At 46.3% G+C, this 23,301-nt stretch carries 17 protein-coding genes; 3 read left to right on the forward strand and 14 right to left on the reverse strand.

Annotated elements, in window-relative coordinates:
- Nucleotides 1–23: 23 nt before the first annotated feature.
- The gene (gene clpB / locus BLU97_RS14055; RefSeq protein WP_074762115.1) at nt 24–2,534 is read left to right on the forward strand and encodes an ATP-dependent chaperone ClpB; all 2,511 of its coding nucleotides are present in this window, start codon (nt 24–26) and stop codon (nt 2,532–2,534) included.
- Between the two features lie 29 nt (nt 2,535–2,563).
- On the opposite strand, the gene BLU97_RS14060 is transcribed toward clpB, so the two are convergent.
- From BLU97_RS14060 to nagB, 5 genes are all read right to left on the reverse strand, one after another.
- Nucleotides 2,564–4,057 carry a M6 family metalloprotease domain-containing protein gene (locus tag BLU97_RS14060; protein WP_139209047.1) on the reverse strand — a complete coding sequence of 498 codons (1,494 nt, stop codon included), beginning with the start codon at nt 4,055–4,057 and terminating at the stop codon, nt 2,564–2,566.
- The gene (locus BLU97_RS14065) at nt 4,045–5,694 is read right to left on the reverse strand and encodes a fumarate hydratase (protein WP_074762117.1); all 1,650 of its coding nucleotides are present in this window, start codon (nt 5,692–5,694) and stop codon (nt 4,045–4,047) included. Before BLU97_RS14065 ends, BLU97_RS14060 begins: the two co-directional genes overlap by 13 nt.
- 44 nt (nt 5,695–5,738) lie before the next feature.
- Nucleotides 5,739–8,642, reverse strand: a complete 2,904-nt coding sequence (locus BLU97_RS14070; RefSeq protein ID WP_074762118.1) for a M16 family metallopeptidase — start codon at nt 8,640–8,642, stop codon at nt 5,739–5,741.
- A gap of 111 nt (nt 8,643–8,753) precedes the next feature.
- Entirely contained in the window at nt 8,754–10,673 is a 1,920-nt protein-coding gene (locus BLU97_RS14075; RefSeq protein ID WP_139209050.1) for a glycoside hydrolase family 97 protein, read from the reverse strand.
- A gap of 49 nt (nt 10,674–10,722) precedes the next feature.
- Nucleotides 10,723–11,517 (reverse strand): glucosamine-6-phosphate deaminase, encoded by a 795-nt coding sequence (gene nagB / locus BLU97_RS14080; protein ID WP_074762120.1) that lies wholly within the window; start codon nt 11,515–11,517, stop codon nt 10,723–10,725.
- Nucleotides 11,518–11,652: 135 nt separating this feature from the next.
- On the opposite strand from nagB, the gene hflX reads away from it, so the two are divergent.
- Together hflX and BLU97_RS14090 are read left to right on the forward strand one after the other, a co-directional pair.
- Nucleotides 11,653–12,984, forward strand: a complete 1,332-nt coding sequence (gene hflX, locus BLU97_RS14085; RefSeq protein ID WP_074762121.1) for a GTPase HflX — start codon at nt 11,653–11,655, stop codon at nt 12,982–12,984.
- Nucleotides 12,977–14,839, forward strand: coding sequence for a DUF4954 family protein (locus tag BLU97_RS14090; protein ID WP_074762122.1), 1,863 nt, complete (start codon nt 12,977–12,979; stop codon nt 14,837–14,839). Before hflX ends, BLU97_RS14090 begins: the two co-directional genes overlap by 8 nt.
- Before the next feature lie 35 nt (nt 14,840–14,874).
- Here the strand turns inward: BLU97_RS14090 and BLU97_RS14095 are convergent, their stop codons facing one another.
- The 9 genes from BLU97_RS14095 to BLU97_RS14130 form a co-directional block, all read right to left on the reverse strand.
- Nucleotides 14,875–15,291, reverse strand: a complete 417-nt coding sequence (locus tag BLU97_RS14095) for a hypothetical protein (protein ID WP_175456391.1) — start codon at nt 15,289–15,291, stop codon at nt 14,875–14,877.
- Entirely contained in the window at nt 15,270–16,343 is a 1,074-nt protein-coding gene (locus BLU97_RS14100) for an MraY family glycosyltransferase (protein WP_254771735.1), read from the reverse strand. Before BLU97_RS14100 ends, BLU97_RS14095 begins: the two co-directional genes overlap by 22 nt.
- Complete coding sequence (locus tag BLU97_RS14105; protein WP_175456392.1) at nt 16,337–17,368, reverse strand: MraY family glycosyltransferase; 1,032 nt, start codon at nt 17,366–17,368, stop codon at nt 16,337–16,339. The genes BLU97_RS14100 and BLU97_RS14105 overlap by 7 nt, the downstream gene beginning before the upstream one ends.
- Nucleotides 17,369–17,893: 525 nt before the next feature.
- Nucleotides 17,894–18,037, reverse strand: coding sequence for a hypothetical protein (locus BLU97_RS15875; RefSeq protein WP_254771736.1), 144 nt, complete (start codon nt 18,035–18,037; stop codon nt 17,894–17,896).
- Nucleotides 18,006–19,049 carry an NAD-dependent epimerase/dehydratase family protein gene (locus BLU97_RS14110; RefSeq protein WP_074762124.1) on the reverse strand — a complete coding sequence of 348 codons (1,044 nt, stop codon included), beginning with the start codon at nt 19,047–19,049 and terminating at the stop codon, nt 18,006–18,008. The genes BLU97_RS15875 and BLU97_RS14110 overlap by 32 nt, the downstream gene beginning before the upstream one ends.
- A 363-nt stretch (nt 19,050–19,412) precedes the next feature.
- The gene (locus BLU97_RS14115; RefSeq protein ID WP_074762125.1) at nt 19,413–20,189 is read right to left on the reverse strand and encodes a glycosyltransferase family 2 protein; all 777 of its coding nucleotides are present in this window, start codon (nt 20,187–20,189) and stop codon (nt 19,413–19,415) included.
- 4 nt (nt 20,190–20,193) lie between these two features.
- Complete coding sequence (locus BLU97_RS14120; protein WP_074762126.1) at nt 20,194–21,405, reverse strand: glycosyltransferase; 1,212 nt, start codon at nt 21,403–21,405, stop codon at nt 20,194–20,196.
- Complete coding sequence (locus BLU97_RS14125) at nt 21,405–22,196, reverse strand: polysaccharide deacetylase family protein (RefSeq protein ID WP_410543915.1); 792 nt, start codon at nt 22,194–22,196, stop codon at nt 21,405–21,407. The genes BLU97_RS14120 and BLU97_RS14125 overlap by 1 nt, the downstream gene beginning before the upstream one ends.
- Nucleotides 22,183–23,295 (reverse strand): glycosyltransferase, encoded by a 1,113-nt coding sequence (locus BLU97_RS14130; RefSeq protein WP_074762128.1) that lies wholly within the window; start codon nt 23,293–23,295, stop codon nt 22,183–22,185. The genes BLU97_RS14125 and BLU97_RS14130 overlap by 14 nt, the downstream gene beginning before the upstream one ends.
- Between the last annotated feature and the right edge of the window lie 6 nt (nt 23,296–23,301).

Below are 23,301 nucleotides of genomic sequence, written 5' to 3' on the forward strand. Positions count from 1 at the left end.
ATTAAAAAAGAAAGGAGCATATTATGACATTCGACAAGTTTACAATTAAAGCACAAGAGGCCATTCAGCAGGCGGTGAACGCAGCCCAGATGAATGGTCAGCAGGTGATAGAACCTGTACACATACTGAAAGGTGTGATAGAGAAGGCGAAGGATGTAACCACCTTCATCTTCCAGAAGTTGGGTGTGAATGCCCAGCAGATAGAGTTACTGGTAGATCAGGAGATACAGCATCTGCCCAAAGTACAGGGTGCTGGTCAGCCTTATCTCTCCAGTGATAGTAATAATGTACTCGTGCGCGCGCAAGAGGTGGCCCAGAAAGGTGGCGACGAGTTTGTTTCGGTAGAGCCTATCCTACTCGCCCTGCTGAAAGTAAATTCTACTGCCTCGCGCATCATGAAGGATGCCGGCTGTACCGAGAAGGATATGCAGGCCGCCATCCAGGAACTGCGCCAGGGACAGAAGGTACAATCGCAGAGTGCCGATGATAACTACCAGAGCCTGGAGAAATATGCCAAGAACCTGGTGGATTTGGCACGCCAAGGAAAATTAGACCCTGTGATTGGTCGCGACGATGAGATTCGTCGTGTACTGCAGATTCTGAGTCGCCGCACCAAGAACAACCCTATTTTAATAGGTGAACCTGGTACGGGTAAGACTGCCATCGTTGAGGGACTGGCTGGTCGTATTGTGCGTGGCGATGTGCCCGAGAACCTGAAGGACAAGCAGCTTTACTCGCTGGATATGGGTGCGCTGGTAGCAGGTGCCAAGTACAAAGGTGAGTTTGAAGAGCGCCTGAAGAGTGTGATCAACGAGGTGACCAAAGCCGAAGGCCGCATCATCCTGTTTATCGACGAGATTCACACCCTGGTAGGTGCAGGTGGTGGCGAGGGTGCCATGGATGCAGCCAACATTCTGAAGCCAGCCCTGGCACGTGGCGAGCTGCGCGCCATTGGTGCCACCACACTGAACGAGTATCAAAAATACTTTGAAAAGGATAAGGCCCTGGAGCGCCGATTCCAGACCGTGATGGTAGATGAACCCGATGAGCTGAGTGCTATCAGTATTCTGCGAGGCTTAAAGGAACGTTACGAGAACCACCACAAGGTACGTATCCAGGACGATGCCTGTATCGCTGCCGTACAACTCTCAGAGCGATATATCAGTGAGCGATTCCTGCCTGACAAGGCTATCGACCTGATGGACGAAGCCGCAGCCAAATTGCGCATGGAACGTGACTCGGTTCCTGAGGAGCTCGATGAAATAACCCGTCGTCTGGCTCAGCTCGAAATCGAGCGCGAGGCGATTAAGCGCGAGGGTGATACCCAGAAGATATCACAGCTGGATAAGGACATTGCCGAACTAAAGGAGCAGGAGACCCAGTTCCGTGCCAAGTGGGAAGGCGAGCGCCAACTCATCAACAAAATCCAACAGGACAAACAGGATATTGAGAACCTGAAGCTGGAGGCAGAGCGTGCTGAGCGCGAGGGCGACTATGGTAAGGTAGCCGAGATACGCTACTCGAAACTGAAAGCACTTGAGGACGACATTGCACATATCCAGAGTCAGCTGGCCAATGCCCAAGGCGATAACTCTCTGGTTCGCGAAGAGGTTACCGCCGATGACATCGCCGAGGTGGTAAGCCGCTGGACAGGTATCCCCGTAACCAAGATGATGCAGAGTGAGCGCGAAAAGCTGTTGCACCTGGAGGACGAGTTGCACAAGCGTGTGATTGGTCAGGACGAAGCCATCATTGCCGTATCTGATGCTGTGCGCCGTAGTCGTGCTGGCTTGCAGGATCCTAAGCGTCCTATCGCCAGCTTCATCTTCCTTGGTACCACAGGTGTAGGTAAAACAGAGCTTGCCAAAACCCTGGCCGACTATCTGTTTAACGACGAGACCATGATGACGCGTATCGACATGAGCGAGTATCAGGAGAAATACAGCGTGAGCCGACTGATTGGTGCACCTCCAGGATACGTAGGCTACGACGAGGGTGGACAACTCACCGAGGCCGTGCGCCACAAGCCTTACTCGGTAGTGCTGTTCGATGAGATTGAGAAGGCCCATCCGGATGTGTTCAACATCCTGTTACAGGTGCTGGATGATGGACGATTGACGGACAACAAGGGACGTACCGCCAACTTTAAGAACACCATCATTATCATGACCTCTAACGCTACCCGTGAGCAGCTCAGAGCCACCATGCGCCCAGAGTTCCTGAACCGTATTGATGAGATTATCACCTTTACACCACTTACCAAGGAACAGATTGCCGACGTAGTGAAGTTGCAGATGAAGAAGGTAACCGATATGCTGGCACCTCAGGGCATCACCTTAGAGTGTACACCGCAGGCCATCGACTATCTGGCCGAGCAGGGTTACGATCCCGACTTTGGTGCACGTCCTGTTAAGCGTGCCATCCAGCAGTTCGTGCTCAACGATCTGTCGAAGAAGATTCTATCCGACGAGGTTGATCGCACCAAACCTATCATCATCGATGAATATGGCGAAGGACTGATTTTTAGAAATTGATAGTTGACAGTTAAAAAGGGTTGCTCGAGTTATCGGGCAACCTTTTTTCTGTTATGGATATACACACCTTTCTGACGTGGTTCGCCTTGTAGCTGGCGCCCTTGCAGGTCGTACCAACGATTATCAGTATCCGTTACCTCGATAATCGGTTGAATGCCCAATGTGCCACCCATAAAGTCGAATGATACCGTACCATCATCAGCAATACGGATATTGGTAATAGCCTTCGACATCAGCAGGGCACCTTCAGCATTCTTATTATACACGGTAGATGCAGGTGTACTGCTATCATTCAGCACATCGTTTATCAACTGCGTTTCAGGATTGGTATAGGGATAAGTCGAGGTACTCAGGTATCTGTTACGCAACCAGTCGTCCATGGTATATTTTCCCAAATTCTTACCATTATTATCAGGATCCCACTCCTTATAGTCCTTACCATCCGAATGGAACAAATCGTAACGGAAAAGGGTATCAGCGATATTTACTTCATTTAAATGCCACCTTTCCTGATCGTAATCTACATGAAAAATTGCTAAGCCATTGCCAGGAATACCATAATCCCAGTTAGTTTGTCTTCGATTCTCCAGCAGATAGTACTCGTTTGTGCAGCCTGAGTTACGAATTAAATAGGTTGTTCCTCCCTCACTTACAGGCTTCATTTCTGTGATAGTAGTGGGTTCTGTCAGTTCGGTAGGTGCACCCCACCCCAAGAGCATTTTCTCTAGGGCCGAAAAGTTGGGTGGGCACCAACCCTTGTTGGTGTAGTTTCCCCCATCCATCAGGTCCCACTCATCCACCACCGAGAAATAGCTTGAACTACTAGTAGGGTAGATATCAGGCAACCCTAAGCAATGGGCAAACTCGTGGCAAATGGTACCAATACCACATAGTGTTTTGTCTTTCCACAGTTCACAAGTTATACAGGTATTCACCATTTCCTTTTTTCCTGGGGCATTAAGAGTAGTATAATCTGTGTTAGGCCAAATGTAACCCGAAGCCTGGTTTCCGCAAAGACCAGCTGCCACAAACAGCATCTGTTCAACCACACCATCTCCATTCCAATCGTAAACAGAGAAGTCTTGAGTGGTCAAGGTATCCAATGCCGCCAAAGCCTCTTCCATAGCATTAAAGCCATAGTTACTATAAGAACCTTTTGCGCTGATGCTGACCTTAATAGGGCCATAGATGTCAAACTGCAAGTTAAAAAGTCCACCTGACTGATCGCGAAAATAATCAGCCACTGAGCCTAAACCATAACCCTCGTTATAGCCTTTCTCATTAAACAAACGCTGGTAATAGGCGGCAGGATCCTCCATCGAAAAATCGCAATCGGCAAAGGTTATCAGCACCACAGCCTGACGATACACTGTCTGCGGATCCCAATCTTGAACGGGACAGCTAAGCACCCCGCGGGTCTTAGCTTTATCAGTGGGGATGTTTAGTACACAAGGTTTTCGCTCTTGTGCGCTGGTGGCAATTGCCACCAGCAACACAAATGCGAACAGTGTTATTTTGCGCAAGGTGTCCACGGCTTCAGGGTCTTGAAGAAGTCATTACCCTTATCGTCAACCAGGATGAATGCGGGGAAGTCCTCAACCTCAATCTTCCATACAGCCTCCATACCCAGTTCTGGATATTCTACGCACTCAATGCTCTTGATAGAGCTCTTAGAAAGAACAGCGGCTACACCACCGATGGTTCCGAGGTAGAAACCACCATGCTTCTTACAAGCCTCGGTCACAACGTCTGAGCGGTTACCCTTGGCAATCATCACCAGCGATGCACCATTAGCCTGGAACTCATCAACGTATGGGTCCATGCGGTTAGCGGTAGTTGGACCCATCGAACCACAAGGATAGCCCTCTGGAGTCTTAGCAGGACCAGCATACAGCACAGGATACTTCTTGAAGTACTCAGGCATACCCTCACCAGCATCCAGACGAGCCTTGAGCTTAGCGTGAGCGATATCACGAGCCACGATGATGGTACCCTTCAGGTTTACACGGGTGCTTACAGGATACTTAGAGAGCTCGGCACGTACAGCATCGATACCCTCGTTCAGGTCGATCTCGATACCCTTACCACCCTCACCTGGCTTGCGCAGCTCCTCAGGGATCAGCTCTGTTGGGTTAGAGTCCATCTTCTCCAACCAGATACCATCGGCATTGATCTTAGCCTTGATATTACGGTCAGCCGAGCAACTTACACCCATACCGATAGGACAGCTGGCACCATGACGTGGCAGACGGATCACGCGGATATCGTGAGCCAGGTACTTACCACCGAACTGGGCACCCAGACCAATCTTCTGAGCCTCCTTAATCAGCTTCTGTTCCAGGTCGATATCACGGAAAGCACGACCAGTCTCATCACCTGTTGTAGGCAGACCATCGTAGAACTTAATAGAAGCCAACTTAACTGTAAGCAGGTTCTTCTCGGCTGATGTACCACCGATTACGAATGCAATGTGGTATGGAGGACATGCAGCTGTACCCAGACTCTTCATCTTCTCTACCAGGAATGGGATGAGTGTACCCTCGTTCTGGATAGTAGCCTTGGTCATGGGATAGAAGTAGGTCTTGTTGGCCGAGCCACCACCCTTAGCTACCATCACAAACTTATACTCAGCACCCTCTGTTGCCTCGATATCAATCTGTGCAGGCAGGTTACAACGGGTGTTCACCTCGTCGTACATGTTCAGAGGCGCATTCTGCGAGTAGCGCAGGTTATCCTGAGTAAAGGTGTTGAACACACCAAGGCTCAGAGCCTCTTCATCCTCGAAACCAGTCCATATCTGCTGTCCCTTCTCACCATGGATGATGGCAGTACCTGTATCCTGACAGAAAGGCAGGATACCCTTGCAAGCCACCTCGGCATTGCGCAGGAACTGCAGGGCTACATACTTATCATTCTCAGAGGCCTCGGGATCGGTCAGGATCTTAGCCACCTGTTCGTTATGTTCGCGACGCAGCATAAACTCCACATCGTGGAAAGCCTGCTGGGCCAAGAGAGTGAGGGCTTCTTTGCTAACCTTCACGATCTGCTTTCCTTCAAACTCGGCGGTTGTTACGCCTTCTTTTGTCAACAAGCGGTATTCCGTCTTGTCCTCACCCACCTGGAACATGGGCGCATACTTAAATTCAACTGTCTTAGCCATAATCGTATTTGTTTAATCAACGTTTAATGTTTAATCTTTCATGTTTAATATCCAAAAACTTCTTCGGTAGTCAGTCTCTTCACAGGACCGATCTTCTCGAGTGTCTTCATGTCGAGTTCCTTTTCATCGCCTAAGATGATATAGCGACATGGCTTGTTGGCCATCTGCTGCTTCTCAAAGTTCACGATATCCTGCAGGGTTACCTTATCCAGGTTCTTGTAGATAATCTCATCCAGACTGCAGTCAAGACCCAGGCGCAGAGCACTCAGATAAGCATTAAAGATACCAATCTTGGTAGTGCGGTTGCTGGCCATCTGCTTGGTAACAGCATCCTTGGCAATCTTAAAGGCTGCCTCGCTAGCAGGCATATTGTTCAGAATCTCGTTAAAGTGTGCAATACAATCGCTCATCTTATCGTTCTGGGTGATGATATGAGTCATAAAGAACTCCTTACGATCCTTCCAGCTGGGCTGAGCATAGTAAGCGTAGGCATTGTAAGCCAGACCACGAGCCTCGCGCATCTCCTGGAATACGATACCGTTCATACCGCCACCATAGTACTCGTTGAATACCTCCTGTACAGCAGCCTCATCAGGATTCCAGCTACGACCCTCATTGTGGTACATACGCATGTAGATGTTCTTAGCATCGTAAGGTGCAATCAGAACCTCGTTCTGGGTAGCAGGTGCATTCAGGTATGGCTTGTTCTCAGGGATAGCAGCCAGCTTCTTGGCTGGGCGGTGAGCCTTAGCAATAGCAGCAACAGCCTCCTTCTCGCTCATCGGACCAAAGTAAACCACCTTATGGGTGTAATTGCTCAAGCCCTTCAGCAGATCAACAAATACCTGTGGATCGGTATCTTTCAACTCCTGCTCGCTTACCAGGTCGCGATAAGCATTACGCTCGCCAACGGTAGCATAGCTATACAGGTGTGAGAAATAGGCACCCTGACTCTTCTTGGTATCGTTACGACGCTTCAAAGTCAGATTCACCATCTGATCGTAAGCGGCCTTATCTACCTTGGCATTCTTAAACAGGTCCTCGAGCAGAGCCAGTGCTGCAGGCATATTCTCGTTCAAACCCGACAGGTTAACGGTGATATTCTCAGTACCTACATTCATCGACCAGTCGCAAGCCAGCTCATAGAACTTCTGCTTCAACTCAGCGGCACTCTGCTTGTCGGTACCCAGCAGCTTAATATAATCAGCCACTACATCGTAGCGCTTATCAGCACTCTGACCAAACTCGTAGAAGAATACCAAATTGAACAAACCGTTATCGTTATTCTTCACGTAGTAGAAAGGCAGACTCTTACCCAGCTTAGCGATGGTCAGATCCTTCTTAAAGTCAACAAATCGTGGCTGGATGGGCTCTACCTCAGCATTTTGTACATCCTTCACAAACTGACTCATCATGTCGCGGTTGGTAGGGATGGCGGTGATGGCAGGCTTATCAATCTTCTTCTGCAGGCTGTCAACACCCTGCTTCTTGAATACGGTTACATATCCATCGGTAAAGAACTTGTTGGCAAAGTCAACCAGCTCCTGCTTGGTAATCTTCGAAATACGGTCGATGCTCTCAACCTCCTGTTTCCAGTCAACCTCGTTGATAAAGGCATCCACGAACATATCTGCTCTACCCTCGTTGCTTTCCAGACGCTGATAGTAGCTACGCTTCTTGTTGTTGATGATGCTGGGCAACAGGTTCTCGGGGAAGTCACCCTTCTTCAGTTTGTCGATCTCGGCCAGCATCAAGCTACGAACCTCTTCCAGACTCTGACCCTGCTTTGGGGTACCCATCAGGAAGAAAGCACTATGGTCTCTCAACAGTTCGCAACCACCATTGGCGCTCTGTACCTTCATGGTCTGGTTCAAATCCAGATCGAACAGTCCGGCACGACCGTTGCTCAGCACATCCTCCATCAGCTGCAAGGTATCAGCCTGCAGGGCGTTGGCCTGCTTAGCACGCCAAGCCATCCATACACGCTCGGCCTCTGGACCTACGATGGTAGTATCCTTGGGCTGTGTAAGAGCTGGCAGTGGTGCAAAGGTTGGCTGCTTTACATCAGCACCTGGCTTCCAACTGCTGAAGTACTTATCAATGATAGCGATGGTCTTATCAGGATCAAAATCACCAGCCATACAGATTGCCACATTATTGGGGCGATACCACTTGTTGAAGTAGTTCTTGATATTGGTGATTGATGGGTTCTTCAGGTGCTCCTGGGTACCGATGGTGGTCTGTATGCCATAAGGATGGTTAGGCCACAACAACTTGCTCAGGGTTGCGAACAGCTTACGACTGTCGCTGGTCAGTCCGATGTTATACTCCTCGTACACAGCCTCCAGCTCAGTGTGGAAACCACGAATCACCATATTCTGGAAACGATCGGCCTGGATCTTTGCCCAGTTATCAATCTCGTTCGATGGGATAATCTCGGTATAGCAAGTCACATCGTTCGAAGTGTAGGCGTTGGTACCCTCAGCACCAATAGCAGCCATCAGCTTGTCGTACTCGTTAGGAATAAAGTACTTGGCAGCCACCTGACTCACTGAGTCGATCTCGTGATATGCCTTTTTACGAGCCTCAGGATCGGTGAGCTTACGATAAGCCTCGTAGCGCTGCTCAATCTCAGCCAGCAATGGGGCCTCAGCCTCTGGGTTACTTGTACCAAACTGCTTGGTGCCCTTAAACATCAGGTGCTCCAGATAGTGAGCCAATCCTGTGGTTTCGGCAGGGTCGTTCTTTGAGCCTGTACGTACGGCTATATAAGTCTGGATACGTGGTTTCTCTGTGTTCACACTCAGGAACACCTTCAGGCCGTTATCCAATGTGTACATACGGGTTTGCATCTTGTCGCCGGGAACGGTGACGTACTTGAAATCCTTAGCCTGGACACTCATTCCAAGTGCCATGGCTGCGATAGTCAGTAAAAATTTAGTTTTCATTAATAATAAAATATTGATAATAATAATTATTTCAGCCGCAAAGGTAGGTATTATTTGCGACATTTGCAAATAAAAAGGAGCATTTCTTAATAAAAAAAATGCTCCTTGATATTATTTAATAATCATTCCGCCATTCGGCTGAATAACGACTTTTATCTTTCCCTTCTTATCTTTCTTCAAGGCTGTCTGTACTGGCTGCATCTGCTTATCGTCAACAAGCAGTTTAGTCAGGTCACCAAATGCCTTCAAATCAAGAGTCAGTGCGAGTGGTTCTTTCTGGGCATTCAAACCAGCGATGTACCACTTGCCATTAGTGGCTTTACGTGCCATCACCACATACTTGCCGGGATAGCCATCAATAAAGCGTGTCTCCTCCCAAGTGGTGGGCAACTCGCGCAAAAAGTCCATCTCAAACTGGGGCAGCTCCTGCAGGTTGTTTGGCTGCATGGCAACACACTGCACCGAGGTCTGCATGGTAATTCCCGAAGCCAGTTCGAAGATATCGGTAGTCTTTCGTGAGTGGCGACTCTTGTTATCGGTCGACATAAACTTGTTCATGATAATACCACCCCAGTCCATCGAGGCTGTGGCATTACGACAGAAGGGATGCAACGTCAGATCGAAACCCTCGCTGATGGTAGCACCCTCGCCAAAGAACAGGTTCTCCGAAGCCAGCACAGCCTCCGAAGCCACAAAGTTAGGATACATACGTTCCCAGCCACGGGGCACGGTACAACCATGGAACACCACCTGCAAACCATGACGATTGGCATCGCTCAGGATATCCTCATACAGCTGCATGGTCTCTTGCTTGTCGCCACCGAAGAAATCAACCTTGATACCCTTTACACCAATGCTCTCCAACCAGCTCATCTCCCTTTCGCGGGCAATGGCGGTGTTCATGCAGTTGCGTGGGGTTTGTGGGGCATCGTTCCAGAAACCATTACTGTTATACCACATCAGCAGGTGTACACCCTTGCTCTGGGCATATTTCGAGAGTTCGGCAATACGCTCGCGACCAATATTCTGGTCCCACCAGTTATCCACCAGACAGTACTCAAAACCCATGGCCGAAGCCAGATCGATAAAACGCACCTGATCGTCGTAGTTAATCGAGTTGTCCTGACCAATCAGCCAACTCCAGGTATAACGTCCTGGTTTGTAGTCAGTTGATGCCTGATAGCGGGGCTCAACCACATCGTAGCTGATAGTTGTCTCCAGGATTGGCTTCAAAGTGCTGCCCAAGGTAATGGTGCGCCATGGTGTTTCGCCAGGCAGGGGGATAGCAGCGTGGTCGATACCAAAACCATTATTCTCACCCTTATCGGGATAAGCCACAGTATAACCGCTACCAGCCTGATAGTCGCTCAGATGACTACCGCAATAGCCACCTGTCACACCCGTCTCGCTCACCAGTGCCCAACCAGTAGGCAGATGGAACAGCGCTGGGAAGATATAGCCATGACCATACTGCGAAGCCTTGTCCATGGGGGCATCGTTAGAGTAACCCTCCTCGTACGAAGGCTTGGTCTGCTCCCAACCAGTTTCCGGACCAATCTGTGGTGAGATAAAGGTGGTGGTACCCTCAGGGAAGTTAAAGCCACTCACCTCTGAGAGAATACGCACACGCTTGTACTCACGGCGACGGATAGTCTGTCGTGACATCTGGTAGCGGTAGGCGATATCATTGTCAGATACCTGGAACAGGATGCTGAACTTTACACCATCCTTGTTCTGCAGATTGATGGTCAAGGCATTGGCCTTGTAATCCACCTTCGAGGCCTTAGTGCCACGCATCGAGTAGCTATTAGCTACAGTTGACAATTGAGAATTTACAATTGACAATTCCTTAGTCAGGTCGCCCAGACTGGTTTGCAAACCCAAGGCCGATGGTGCCAACATCTGCTTACCATCAAGGGTAGCCGTATAACTCAGTTTTCCTTCTGCATCACTCACTGTCACCACCAAACTCCCGTTAGGTGATGAAACACGAACGTCATCAGCCCAACAAAGGACTGATGACGCCAGCATTATTGATAAAAATATTTTCTTCAAAATATTTAATGTTTAATGTTTAATATTACAAAAGCTGGTCGCTTTCGATATCCTTAAAGTACTTATAGGTGCTAACCTTCAGCTCATCAGCAGCCTCCTCATCGCTCACGATGATACCGTGCTCATGCATCTGCAGAGCCGAGATGGTCCACATGTGGTTTACAGCACCCTCAACAGCAGCCTGCATAGCGCGAGCCTTACCATGACCATTCACCAGAATCATCACCTCGCGGGCATCCATCACGGTACCAACACCTACGGTCAGTGCGTGGGCAGGCACGTTCTCTGGCTTACCACCAAAGAAACGGCTGTTAGCAATACGAGTGTCGGTAGTCAGTGTCTTCATACGGGTGCGGCTGCGCAGTGATGAACCGGGCTCGTTAAAGGCAATATGACCATCAGGACCGATACCACCGATAAACAGGTCGATGCCACCAGCCTGCTTAATCATCTCCTCGTAGTGCTTGCACTCAGCCTGCAAGTCAGGCGCATTACCATTCAGAATGTGGATATTCTCCTGAGGGCAGTCGATATGATCAAACAGATTGCGGGCCATAAAGGCATGATAACTCTCAGGATGAGCCTCAGGCAGACCTACATACTCGTCCATATTAAAGGTAATCACATTCTTAAACGACACCTTACCGGCGCGATTAGCCTCAACCAGTGCATTATACATACCTACTGGCGATGATCCGGTTGGCAATCCCAGCACAAACTTGTGGTCGGGGGTTGGATTGAACTCGTTGATACGCTTAATAACGTGGTTAGCAGCCCACTGTGACATTTTCTGATAGTCACTCTGAATAATTACTCTCATACACTATTTGTTTTTAAGTTTATTTCTATTTCCGTGCAAAAATACAACGAAATATTCTTTTTAGGCACGGATTAACACGGATTAACATGGATTTTTAGTGATTTTTACGCACTTATTCGTAACTTTGTGCCCAATATGAAAGAATTTGTAATATCAGAAGCGAAAGCAGAGACTGCCGTACTGGTGGGACTCATTACCAAGGAACAGAACGAGGCCAAGACTAAGGAATATCTCGACGAACTCGAGTTCCTGGCAGATACAGCCGGGGCTGTAACCGTGAAGCGATTCACCCAGAAAGTGGGTGGACCCAGTCAAACCACCTATGTAGGTAGCGGTAAACTGCTGGAAATCAAGGAATATATCAAGCAATGCCAGGATGCCTACGATGAGTGGCTCGATCAACAGGATGCCTCGCTGTTTGCCGAGGGTTTGCTCGACGAGTCGAATGCGCCACAGCCAGTAGGTATGGTCATTTTTGATGATGAGCTCAGCGCCAAGCAGATGCGCAACATCGAAAAGGAGCTACAAGTTAAGATTCTGGATCGCACCTCGCTTATTCTCGATATCTTTGCCATGCGCGCCCAGACAGCCGAGGCCAAGGCCCAGGTAGAGCTGGCACAGCATCGCTATATGCTCCCCCGCTTGCAGCGACTCTGGACCCACTTGGAGCGCCAGGGTGGTGGCTCCGGTTCAGGTGGCGGAAAAGGTTCGGTAGGACTGCGCGGACCTGGTGAAACCCAGTTGGAGATGGACCGTCGTATCATTCTGCAGCGCATCACCCTGTTGAAGCAGCGTCTGGCCGAGATCGATAAGCAAAAAACCACCCAGCGTAAGAATCGCGGTCGCCTGATTCGTGTGGCCCTCGTAGGTTATACCAACGTGGGTAAGAGCACCATGATGAACCTGCTGGCCAAGAGCGAGGTGTTTGCCGAGAACAAGCTCTTTGCCACACTCGATACCACCGTGCGTAAGATGACCATCGATAACCTGCCCTTCCTGTTGGCCGATACCGTTGGATTCATCCGCAAGCTGCCCAGCGATCTGGTAGAATCGTTCAAGAGCACCCTCGACGAGGTGCGCGAGGCCGACCTGCTGGTACACGTGGTAGATATCTCCCACCCCGACTTCGAGGATCAGATCCGTGTGGTCGAGGAGACCTTAAAAGAGTTAGGTTGTGCCGATAAGCCCGCCATGTTGGTATTCAACAAGATTGATGCCTATACCTGGGTGGAGAAAGAGGAGGACGACCTGACACCAGCCACCAAGGAGAACATGACTCTCGACGACCTCGAGAAAACCTGGATGGCTCGCACGGGCGAGAACCAGCACTACTTAGAGTGCCTGTTCATCTCGGCCAAACAAAAGGATAATATTGATGCACTGCGCGACATTCTGTACAAACGAGTACGTGAGCTGCATGTGCAGAAATACCCCTATAACGACTTTTTATATCAAGATTATGAGTAATTACAGACAACTAACCCAAAACGAAATCGACGTTTTGGAGAACAATGTGTGCTGGGCAGAGGACTGGCAACGTGTTTTAGTCGACGAGAACTTTAAACCGTACAACTTCCATCGTGTGATGTTCTATGGCGACATCCGCTTAGGCGCATTCAACAAGATGGTCGAGGTAAGCAAGGGCTTTACCAAGCACTCTGGTATCAACGATGCCACCCTGCGTAATGTCACGGTAGGTAACGACTGCCTCATCGAAAAGATTGGCAACTACATCAATAACTACACCATCGGTAACGACTGTTACATATCTAATATATGTACGCTCGAAACCACCGATGATGCCACTTATGGTGAAGGCTCAGTGATTTCGGTGCTCAACGAGATGGGCGATGGCAATGTAACCATCTTCCGCGAGTTGAACTCACAGTTGGCGTCGTTCATGGTGAAACATAACAACGACAAGAACCTGAAGCAAACCCTCCAGCAGATGATCGAGGACGAGCTGCGTGTGTCGCGCCCCGATCGCGGTTATATCGGTAACAACGTAAAGATTATCAACGCCAAGGATATCACCAACACCATTATCAAAGGCGACTGCGAGATTAGCGGTGCAGCACGCCTCTCAGAGTGTACGGTGATGAGCTCGATGGATGCCCCTGTGTTTATCGGCACCGGTGTCATCTGCGAGAATTCGATTATCTGCGATGGCTGTTCCATCAACAATTCGGTAAAAATGCAGGATTGCTTTGTGGGCGAGGCCTGTCAGATTACCAATGGTTTTACCGCCGAGGCCAGCCTCTTCTTTGCCAACTCGTTTATGGCCAATGGCGAGGCATGTGCTGCCTTCTGCGGCCCGTTCTCAGCCTCTCACCATAAGAGTTCACTGCTGATTGGCGGCGAGTTCTCGTTCTATAACGCAGGCTCAAACACCAACTTCTCAAACCACGCTTATAAGATGGGACCCATGCACTATGGTACGCTGGAGCGCGGCACCAAGACCGCCTCGGGCGCTTATGTGCTCATGCCTGCCACTATCGGTGCTTTCTCGGTGTGCTTCGGTAAGCTGATGCACCACCCCGACACCCGCAATCTGCCATTCAGTTACCTGTTGGCCTACGGCGACGATTGCTATCTGGTGCCAGGTCGTAACATCACCACCGTGGGACTATATCGTGATATCAAGAAATGGCCCAAGCGCGATAAGCGTTCTAAGCAGTCGCGTAAGAGTATCATCAATTTCGACTGGCTCTCACCTTTCACTGTGGGCGAGATTATGCAGGGCATCCAGATCTTGAAGGATCTACGCCATGCTTCAGGTGATAACGTCACTACCTATAATTTCCACGAGTATGTAATCAATGCCAGCTCGCTGCGTAAGGGATTAAAGTACTACGACATCGCTTTGCGCATCTATATGGGTGCCGTACTCAAACGCCAGCAAAAGATATCTCCTTCCTCCTTCCTCCTTCCTCCTACCTCCGAGGTTGGCAAGGGTCGCTGGATCGACATGAGCGGACTGTTGTTGCCCGAGAGCGAAGAGCAGCGCTTGGTCGAGGATATCAAGAATGGCGCCTTCGACAATATCCACGAGGTGCTCGACCGCTTTGTTGAGATCAACAACAACTACAGCGATTACCGCTGGGCCTGGAGCTACCAGATGATTCTTGACTACTACCAGCTCGAAGAACTCGACGAGGCCGCCTGTGAGCGCATTCGTGAGGACTACGTCAGAGCCCGCCGCGCCTGGATTGCCGAGATCCGCAAGGATGCCGAAAAGGAATTCCAGATGGGCGATGTCGAGCAGGACGTTTACGAAGACTTCCTCTCCAAACTCGACCACGAGATTGATTATGAGAACTAACAACATAAATCCCCAGCCGCTTGGCCGGGGATTTATTATTTCTTCTGTTTTTCCTTCTTCGCAATAAAGTGATCGATAGTCAGATGTAGCATAACACCCAAGAAGATATCAATCAGCAGAACCAACGTTTTATCCACCTCCAGCTTTACACTGATCACAGTAAAGGCAATCAAGAACACCGTCACTACCAAAAGCGTAACCATTGTCCAGAATGGCTTCATACCTGTTCGCATCAGCTTATGGTGGATATGGTTCTTATCAGGCGTAAACGGATTCCTGCCTTCACGCATTCTGGCCAACATCACACGTGGAATATCCATCAGCGGGATAATCATGGTCGAGAAGCCCATCAGCAACATACCTCTGGGGAATCCCATTTTATCCAGACTGGCCATATATACCAACAGGAAGCTCAACAGATAGCCCAACGTCAGACTACCCGTATCGCCCATAATACACTGATCACAGTAAAGGCAATCAAGAACACCGTCACTACCAAAAGCGTAACCATTGTCCAGAATGGCTTCATACCTGTTCGCATCAGCTTATGGTGGATATGGTTCTTATCAGGCGTAAACGGATTCCTGCCTTCACGCATTCTGGCCAACATCACACGTGGAATATCCATCAGCGGGATAATCATGGTCGAGAAGCCCATCAGCAACATACCTCTGGGGAATCCCATTTTATCCAGACTGGCCATATATACCAACAGGAAGCTCAACAGATAGCCCAACGTCAGACTACCCGTATCGCCCATAAATATCTTCTTACCTTTTTCAGCATTGCCAAATACATTATAGAACCAGAAAGGCAGCAGCACACCCAGCATACTGAACGAAATCATACAGAACAGATATTGCGCTTTGATGACTGCAGCCATACCTAAAGTAAACAGCGAAATCGAACAGAGGCCCGATGCCAGTCCATCCACACCATCTATCAGGTTAATGGCATTGGTGATATAAACCACTAGGAATACGGTGAGCGGCATGCCTATCCAGGCAGGAATCTCATGCAACCAGAACAGTCCCGACAAATCATGGATCCACAAGCCCGACAAAGGGAACAGCAAGGCGCATAATATCTGCACCACAAACTTAGCCTTATACGAAACGCCTATCAAATCATCAGCCACACCGGTCAGGTAGAGAATCATCATACCAACGGCCAACAAGATAAAGCGTGCTATCAGGATATACACTTGCGAGAAACCGCCATACAGGTGCATCAGCATCCAGATACCGATCGACAAACAGAAGCTCATCAGCAGTACCGGGAAGAATGTAATGCCACCCAATCGGGGGATTGGACGCTTATGAACCTTTCGCGCATCCGGAATATCATACAGTTTCTTCTTTCTGCTAATCAGCAATACTCTGGGCACAAACAACCAACCTAACAAAGCCGATAGTATGAAAGGTACAGCCGACGCATACGTCAGTTTCAGGGCATCCACATCTGCCCCAGCCTTAATCAATATGTCAAATATATAATTCAGCATCTTTCCCTCCCTGCACGATTTTTATAATACATAATCACAACCTGCATCAGGAGCCAGGCCGAAACATCAATCACTAACAGCAACGACAGATCCCATCCATTCCATACGCCCCACATGTTCAGGCATATAAATTCAAATGTAATCAACAGTACCACCACCAATACCTGTTTGGGCTGCAATCCCGCTTGCATCAGTCGGTGATGTATATGATTTCTATCGCCACTCAAAAACACATTTCGGCCGTTTACCAATCGGGTAATGCCCACACGCATCACATCAAACATCGGTATCAGCAGTGTACCAAAGCAGGCCATACCAATGCCCAAGGGCAATTCCTTTCCCCCCATCCTACTTATAGCAATCACCACGTAAGCCATCAGGTAGCCAATCGTCAGTCCACCGGTATCACCAAAGAAGAGTTTGCGCCAGCCCACTCGCCATCCCATCACATTTCGGAACAGGAACGGTACCAACAAACCCACCATGGCCACGCATACCATCAACAACAGATACTGTTCTGCTAACGCACACAAAACTGCCATCACACCGAAAACAATTATGGCCATACCCGAAGCCAAGCCATCAATATCATCCAGCATCGATACGGTATTCGACACATACAACACAGCTATCACTGTAAGTGGAATACTAATCCACGACGACAACTCGTACAAGCCCAACAAACCGTCCAGGTGGTCGATACGCAGCCCCGATAGCGGTATCAGCAACGCCGCCAGAAACTCTATCGCGAGTTTCGACTTGAGCGACACGCCAACTAGATCGTCCATCACACCTACCAGATACATGGCTGTCAGTCCAGTAATCATCATCATAAACTGCACAAAATAGGCGCTATTCTCGGCGTTTGTCGAGAACTGGTCGTTCAAGAAGAAGGTGCATGCCAAGGGCAAGCCGACACTAACCACAAGAATAGGGAATAACGAAACGCCCCCGAATCTGGGAACTCTTCGCCTAATTTTACCGTCGCGCACTACTGTTTCCTCGCCCATCAGTTCTTTCTTCACACTTACCATAATAATACGCGGTATAATAAAGAATGCCAAAAAGGTTGCCAACAATAGTGGTATAATGATTGAGTAATATATCATTTAGTACACTTATACTGCTAATATCCGCCGCAAAGGTAACACTAAATTTTCAATTAAACAAATTATATTGTAAAATTTTGCTATTGCGTTGACAGTTTTAGAAAAAGTGATGATATCCATACCTTTTCACAGCTCCCCCAAATCGGTGAATTAATTCAAAACCCTTTCTGAATTAACTCAAAACCCTTTTTGAATTAATTCACCTCAGTTTTCTATATATTGACTAAACGTTTCGTTAATCAGGCGAAATGCCCCCAAGCGCTGGGAACGTTTCACCAATTTTCATAAAATAATAATACAATCAAGATGCCGACATGGCCATCAACCAAATAAAACAAAAAAACTACCCCGAGAGGGTAGTTCCATATACAAAAAATCTGCTGCTTGTCGGCATTAACTACGACAAACAGCAGAAAAATCACTCTTGCAAAATCGAACGGTTTATTTAGTACCGTATTTCTCTACAGCTTCATAATAGGTATCCAATGAGCCGATGTCAAATCGACCAGCACTCATGGGCCAAGCATGCATGGTGGTATGTTCTACCAGATAATTAGCCGTAATACTGTTTATACCACTCTGCAAAGCGGCGTAATCCTTCTCTTAATGTAATCTTTGGTGTAAACCCAAAATCGCGCTCTAATGCTGTAGAATCAGCATAAGTGGTAGGTACATCGCCAGGCTGCATTGGCACTAATTGTTTGTGAGCCTCAAAATCATAGTCTTTTGGAAGAACACCTGCACGTAGCAATTCTTCCTGAAGAGTCTGTACAAAATCTAACAGATTCTCTGGTTTTCCTCCACCTATGTTATACACAGCATAAGGTGGTACAGGCAATCCATCTTCACCCACCTTTTTCTCTGGAGCTTCCTGCATCACACGGAAAACTCCCTCTACAATATCGTCAACATAAGTAAAGTCTCTGCGACAGTTACCATAGTTGTAAATCTGTATAGTCTCACCTTTCAACAACTTATTGGTAAATCCAAAATAAGCCATATCAGGTCTGCCTGCAGGCCCATAAACGGTAAAGAATCTAAGTCCCGTTGATGGTATGTTATAAAGCTTCGAGTAGCAATGCGCCATAAGTTCATTGCTTTTCTTAGTAGCCGCATACAGACTCACTGGATGATCCACCCTATCATCTGTACTAAAAGGCACTTTCTTGTTACCGCCATACACACTCGAGCTGCTCGCATAAACAAGATGCTTTACAGGGTAATGCCTGCAGGCCTCCAGTATGTTATAGAAACCAATAATGTTGCTCTCAATATATACATCAGGATTCTCAATGCTGTAACGTACACCAGCCTGTGCAGCCAGATTCACTACCACATCAAACTTATTCTCTGCAAAGAGCTTATCCACCAGTTCCTTATCGGCTATGGATCCTTTCACAAATGTATAATCTACGCCTTCAGGCTTAGCCTTTTCTATCACACTGAGTCGGAACTCCTTGAGTGAAGGATCATAGTAGTTATTGAGATTATCAAGACCTACAATAATCCCGCTTTTAAGTTCCTTAAACAGGCGCAACACCAAATTAGCGCCAATAAAGCCTGCACTACCAGTTATAAGTATTTTAATTTTATTCATTTACGCATAATAATACTATAATTTTACATCCTCTGTCTTTAAAAAATTCCACCCGACGATGTATCTGGTTCCGATGTAGTCATACATCCCTGATCTGCAGGTTCATTTACGAGGTGGCTCTGGCTCCCAAACCACCACTACGGACTCTATTCTATATTGCGTTTTCTTGTACCATAAAAAAACTTGTCATACTTGATACCATTCTTCGACTAGCGAAGCGGCATAGCCGAGCGGTACATACAAAAGCGCTGCATCGAAATGTTTTTGGGAACGGCCTCTGTCCTATACAAAAACAGATAACGGCCAAGGGGGTCTTCTGTTATTGCAGCCATGATACGTCTCCGTAAGTCAGGGCGTCAATTATTACTTTATCTGATGATTACCACCACGTATTAATTCATATATCTTATAAAAGTATCGAAGGCTTAAGAGGAAGAAGTTCGAGTACACTCCATTCTTCTTCATCGCCCGCAGGTGCTCTCGCATGATTTTTCGCCTACTAGCGAACCCTGCAGTCGAGGCACCGCCTGTTCGCATAGTCACAAAATCCTTTGGGATATAAAGCGTTTTGATGCGATGAATAAAAATCAGACGGAGCAGATTCTCAAAATCTGCCGCTATACGATATGAGGTATCAAAAGCACCGTACTTTTCATATATCGAGCGTTTGCAATAAAACGACGGATGAGCAGGCATCAAGCCGAATCTCATAAACGAACGTTTGAACACTGCCGACGAATAATACCTCACCATCTTCGTAAGGTCATCATCATTTACAAAGTGAATATCACCATAAGTAGCATCGATATCATTCTTCTCAAACGCATCAGCAATCTTCTGCAATGCATCATCAGAGGTATAGAAATCATCCGAGTTCAAAATGCCCACCACATCACCCGTAGCCATCCTGATGCCCTTGTTCATCGCATCATAGATACCACGATCCGGTTCACTGACATACTTCAGTCGACCTTCGAACTTAGGTTCATACTCCTTGATGATATCCAATGTACCATCTTTCGATGCTCCATCAATGATAATATACTCAAAGTCACGATAGCCCTGACGTAATACACTTTCAATGGTATCACGCAGCGTTTTATCGCTATTATATGTTGCTGTAAGTATAGAAATCGTCATCCTTCTATTTATTCAATAACGACTGATACAAATCCAAATACTCTTTGTATCTGTCATTCTTATTAAAGTATTTAACTGCACGCTCGCGGCACAGTCTTCTAGTTTCTTCTTTATGTTCACTCTGGCATACCTTCTTGATGCCAGCCACCAATCCATTGATATCACCCACCTCAACAACCATACCTGTATTTTCATCTATCGCCTCAGGACTTCCACCTGTACGATATGTTATTACTGGCGTCCCGCAAGCCAATGCTTCGATATTTGTAGTGGGAAAATTATCCTCATAGGTTGGGTTAATAAATACATCTGCAGAAGAGTACAACTCAGCCAACTCATTTACACTATTGGTTCTAACAATTCCATCAATATCCGAAGGAAGATTTTTACATTGATTTAAAGTCAATCCTACAAGTGTAATCTGGAAGTCTTCATCTAAAAGCTTCCTTATTTGTACTATATCCGATAATCCTTTTCTATCTGTCCATTTACTAGCCACGGCTATAATACGAAACTTCTTTTTGCGATTATCACTCACAGCATTATTAACCTTAGGTTTAAATACAGAGATGTCAATACCATTATATATTCTCTGCATCTTATTGCCTTTCAAGAAAGAATCTGAGACTACTCCAGAAAGCCAATTACAAACAGGGACAAGAGTCAAATCTGTTATTAAATTAAACCAATATTTTTTTAGTCTAAAGTTGTTTCTACTATTATCTCTCAACCAGGAAGATGGATATTCTTTCAACTCACGACAAGCGTAACACCCAGTTTTCCACTTATCGCATCCACTTATCATGAAGTGAGAGCAATGACCAGTCATCGTCCAACAATCATGCAAAGTCCATACAACAGGGACATTAGCATTAGACAAAAAGTCGAATAACAACGGATAATTCAGATAATAGCCATGAATATTGTGCAAATGAATCAAGTCAGGTTTTATTTCCTTAATCGCATAGATCAGCTTCTTTGTCGCTGTCTTTGATGCAAGCCCGTGATTATCTAACAATCTAGACTGTACACCATGCCACCTCTCATCCCACATGTTACCAATCTTTATCAGATGCGACTTACTAGGATTTGCCCATCTGCCGTATGCAATATAACTCTCCCAGCCATTCTGCATAGCCAACTGACCTATTTCCTCAGCTATTCTACCATGAGACCCCCAATTAGCTGTGATATTTATCTGTAATAAACGTGGCATTAATATGTTTTTTTACAACTTAAGAAATAATTAACGTGATTAATCGGCCAAAATGGCTCAAAATGCCTCCTATTAATCACCTTTCCTTTAAAACTGAAATAATGCTTATAGTCACTCTGAGAAAAAACATACTTATAATATTTACATGCAATATCTATCGATTTCGGATTGGCATGTTCAAGACGGCCGTAAGGAAAGGCAAAATATTCACAATCAGTACCAAGTTTTTCCTCTATAACCTTTCTACATATTCCTATCTGGTATTCAAGTTCATCTACATTATCACCATTAATACAATAATGATCCATTGTATGTGCGCCTATCAAAAAACCTCGTTTCTGCAAATCTGCCATCTGCTTCCACGTCATAGGTAGCTTCCCAGGACTCTTAGTAGTATTAACAGTAAAGTTTTTTATATACTGATCATCTCCATTTTCTGCAGCATTTGCAAAATTGGGATTTATAAAGAACATGGCATTAACGCCATATTTCTCCAGCTGCGGAGCAATTTGAGTATAACAATCACGCCATCCATCATCGAAAGAAAAAGCTATTGTTGGCTTATTCACTTTTTCATGATTCACAACCAGACTAACAGCCTTTTCGAAATTCACAAAATCACACCTTTCGTGTAACTTTTCCAATAGCTTAGCAAAACGTTCCCCATCAGCTTCGACATCATGATGCCAATCTACCATATGCCCATTCAAAATATGAATATATGGTGAAGGTTTTGAAAATGAACCAATTAAAGATAAATAGATATCTCTTGCTATTTTACGAACATTCATATTCATTTATCACATTCTTCAGAATCTTTATTTGCTTATGCGGGTTCCAATTCTCATCAACCTCTTTGAAGCAATTCATACGAACATCTTCACGATTAGCACAATGCGAAGTAAACCAATTTTGAATACAATCAGCCAAACCTTCAACACTACCATGTTTATAGAAATCACCTGTTATGCCAGGCCGTATTGCTTCAAACTCTGGACCTTGATTAGGTAAATAGTCATGAGATATACAAGGACATCCAAACATCATAGCATGGATGGCGGTAAGACCTATATCTCCTGGCACCACGCACATATCCGCATTATATATCAATTCTGCATTAGTTTTCTCATCATAACAAGCACCATAAAACCATACCTGATTCTCTAGGTTTCTTTCTTCGACCATACTTTTAAGAGTAGATTCATCTTCTCCGGTACCAATTAAAATCACATTAAAGACACTTTCATTTTTCTTTAGCAAATCAATAGCAAGGATCAACAAATCAAGATGTTTACGAAGATTAAGTCTACCGATCATCAGTAAAACAGGGGCATCATTTCCAAAATGATCTTTATATATATTTGAGAACATCATTTTGTTTCTCAAAGACAGCTGTGAATCATAATCAAGTGAATTATGAATTACATGAAGCTTCTGAGGATCAAAACCATTTTCAATCATTAAATCATGAGCATAATTCCCATATACAAACATGCCCCTAGTCAAAGCACTATAAGCTCGTTTCATCCACTTTTTCAAAAAGCCCTCGCGACCATACCATCCATGACTCCATAGAAGGATCTTCTGGCCTCTGAACAATGCAACAATTGCCAAGTACCATGAGGTCGTACACAAAATGCCCATGTCATCAATGACTACATCATAGCCTTTAGTCAACTTAATTACATTTTTCATTTTGTACCATCTACCACTACCTATTGGTAATAAAGGAACTTCTTTAGCATTTTTCAAAAGAGAAATATCAAATGTCTTAACAGTGGTTTCACCTTTACCAAAGATGAAATCACAATTCATTTGTTCATCCATTAAAGAATAGATGAGTTTTCTATAATGAGAAGCACAAAGAGAAACGAGACATACTCTTTTCATACAATG

The organism is Xylanibacter ruminicola (assembly GCF_900107775.1).
Classification (GTDB): domain Bacteria; phylum Bacteroidota; class Bacteroidia; order Bacteroidales; family Bacteroidaceae; genus Prevotella; species Prevotella ruminicola_C.

Excerpts from the sequence above, each read along its gene's own strand:
- clpB (WP_074762115.1), top strand. The coding sequence starts at position 24 with ATGACATTCGACAAGTTTACAATTAAAGCACAAGAGGCCATTCAGCAG.
- BLU97_RS14065 (WP_074762117.1), bottom strand. The coding sequence starts at position 5,694 with ATGGCTAAGACAGTTGAATTTAAGTATGCGCCCATGTTCCAGGTGGGT.
- BLU97_RS14070 (WP_074762118.1), bottom strand. The coding sequence starts at position 8,642 with ATGAAAACTAAATTTTTACTGACTATCGCAGCCATGGCACTTGGAATG.
- BLU97_RS14075 (WP_139209050.1), bottom strand. The coding sequence starts at position 10,673 with ATGCTGGCGTCATCAGTCCTTTGTTGGGCTGATGACGTTCGTGTTTCA.
- nagB (WP_074762120.1), bottom strand. The coding sequence starts at position 11,517 with ATGAGAGTAATTATTCAGAGTGACTATCAGAAAATGTCACAGTGGGCT.
- hflX (WP_074762121.1), top strand. The coding sequence starts at position 11,653 with ATGAAAGAATTTGTAATATCAGAAGCGAAAGCAGAGACTGCCGTACTG.
- BLU97_RS14090 (WP_074762122.1), top strand. The coding sequence starts at position 12,977 with ATGAGTAATTACAGACAACTAACCCAAAACGAAATCGACGTTTTGGAG.
- BLU97_RS14095 (WP_175456391.1), bottom strand. The coding sequence starts at position 15,291 with ATGGGCGATACGGGTAGTCTGACGTTGGGCTATCTGTTGAGCTTCCTG.
- BLU97_RS14100 (WP_254771735.1), bottom strand. The coding sequence starts at position 16,343 with ATGCTGAATTATATATTTGACATATTGATTAAGGCTGGGGCAGATGTG.
- BLU97_RS14110 (WP_074762124.1), bottom strand. The coding sequence starts at position 19,049 with ATGAATAAAATTAAAATACTTATAACTGGTAGTGCAGGCTTTATTGGC.
- BLU97_RS14115 (WP_074762125.1), bottom strand. The coding sequence starts at position 20,189 with ATGACGATTTCTATACTTACAGCAACATATAATAGCGATAAAACGCTG.
- BLU97_RS14120 (WP_074762126.1), bottom strand. The coding sequence starts at position 21,405 with ATGCCACGTTTATTACAGATAAATATCACAGCTAATTGGGGGTCTCAT.
- BLU97_RS14125 (WP_410543915.1), bottom strand. The coding sequence starts at position 22,196 with ATGAATGTTCGTAAAATAGCAAGAGATATCTATTTATCTTTAATTGGT.
- BLU97_RS14130 (WP_074762128.1), bottom strand. The coding sequence starts at position 23,295 with ATGAAAAGAGTATGTCTCGTTTCTCTTTGTGCTTCTCATTATAGAAAA.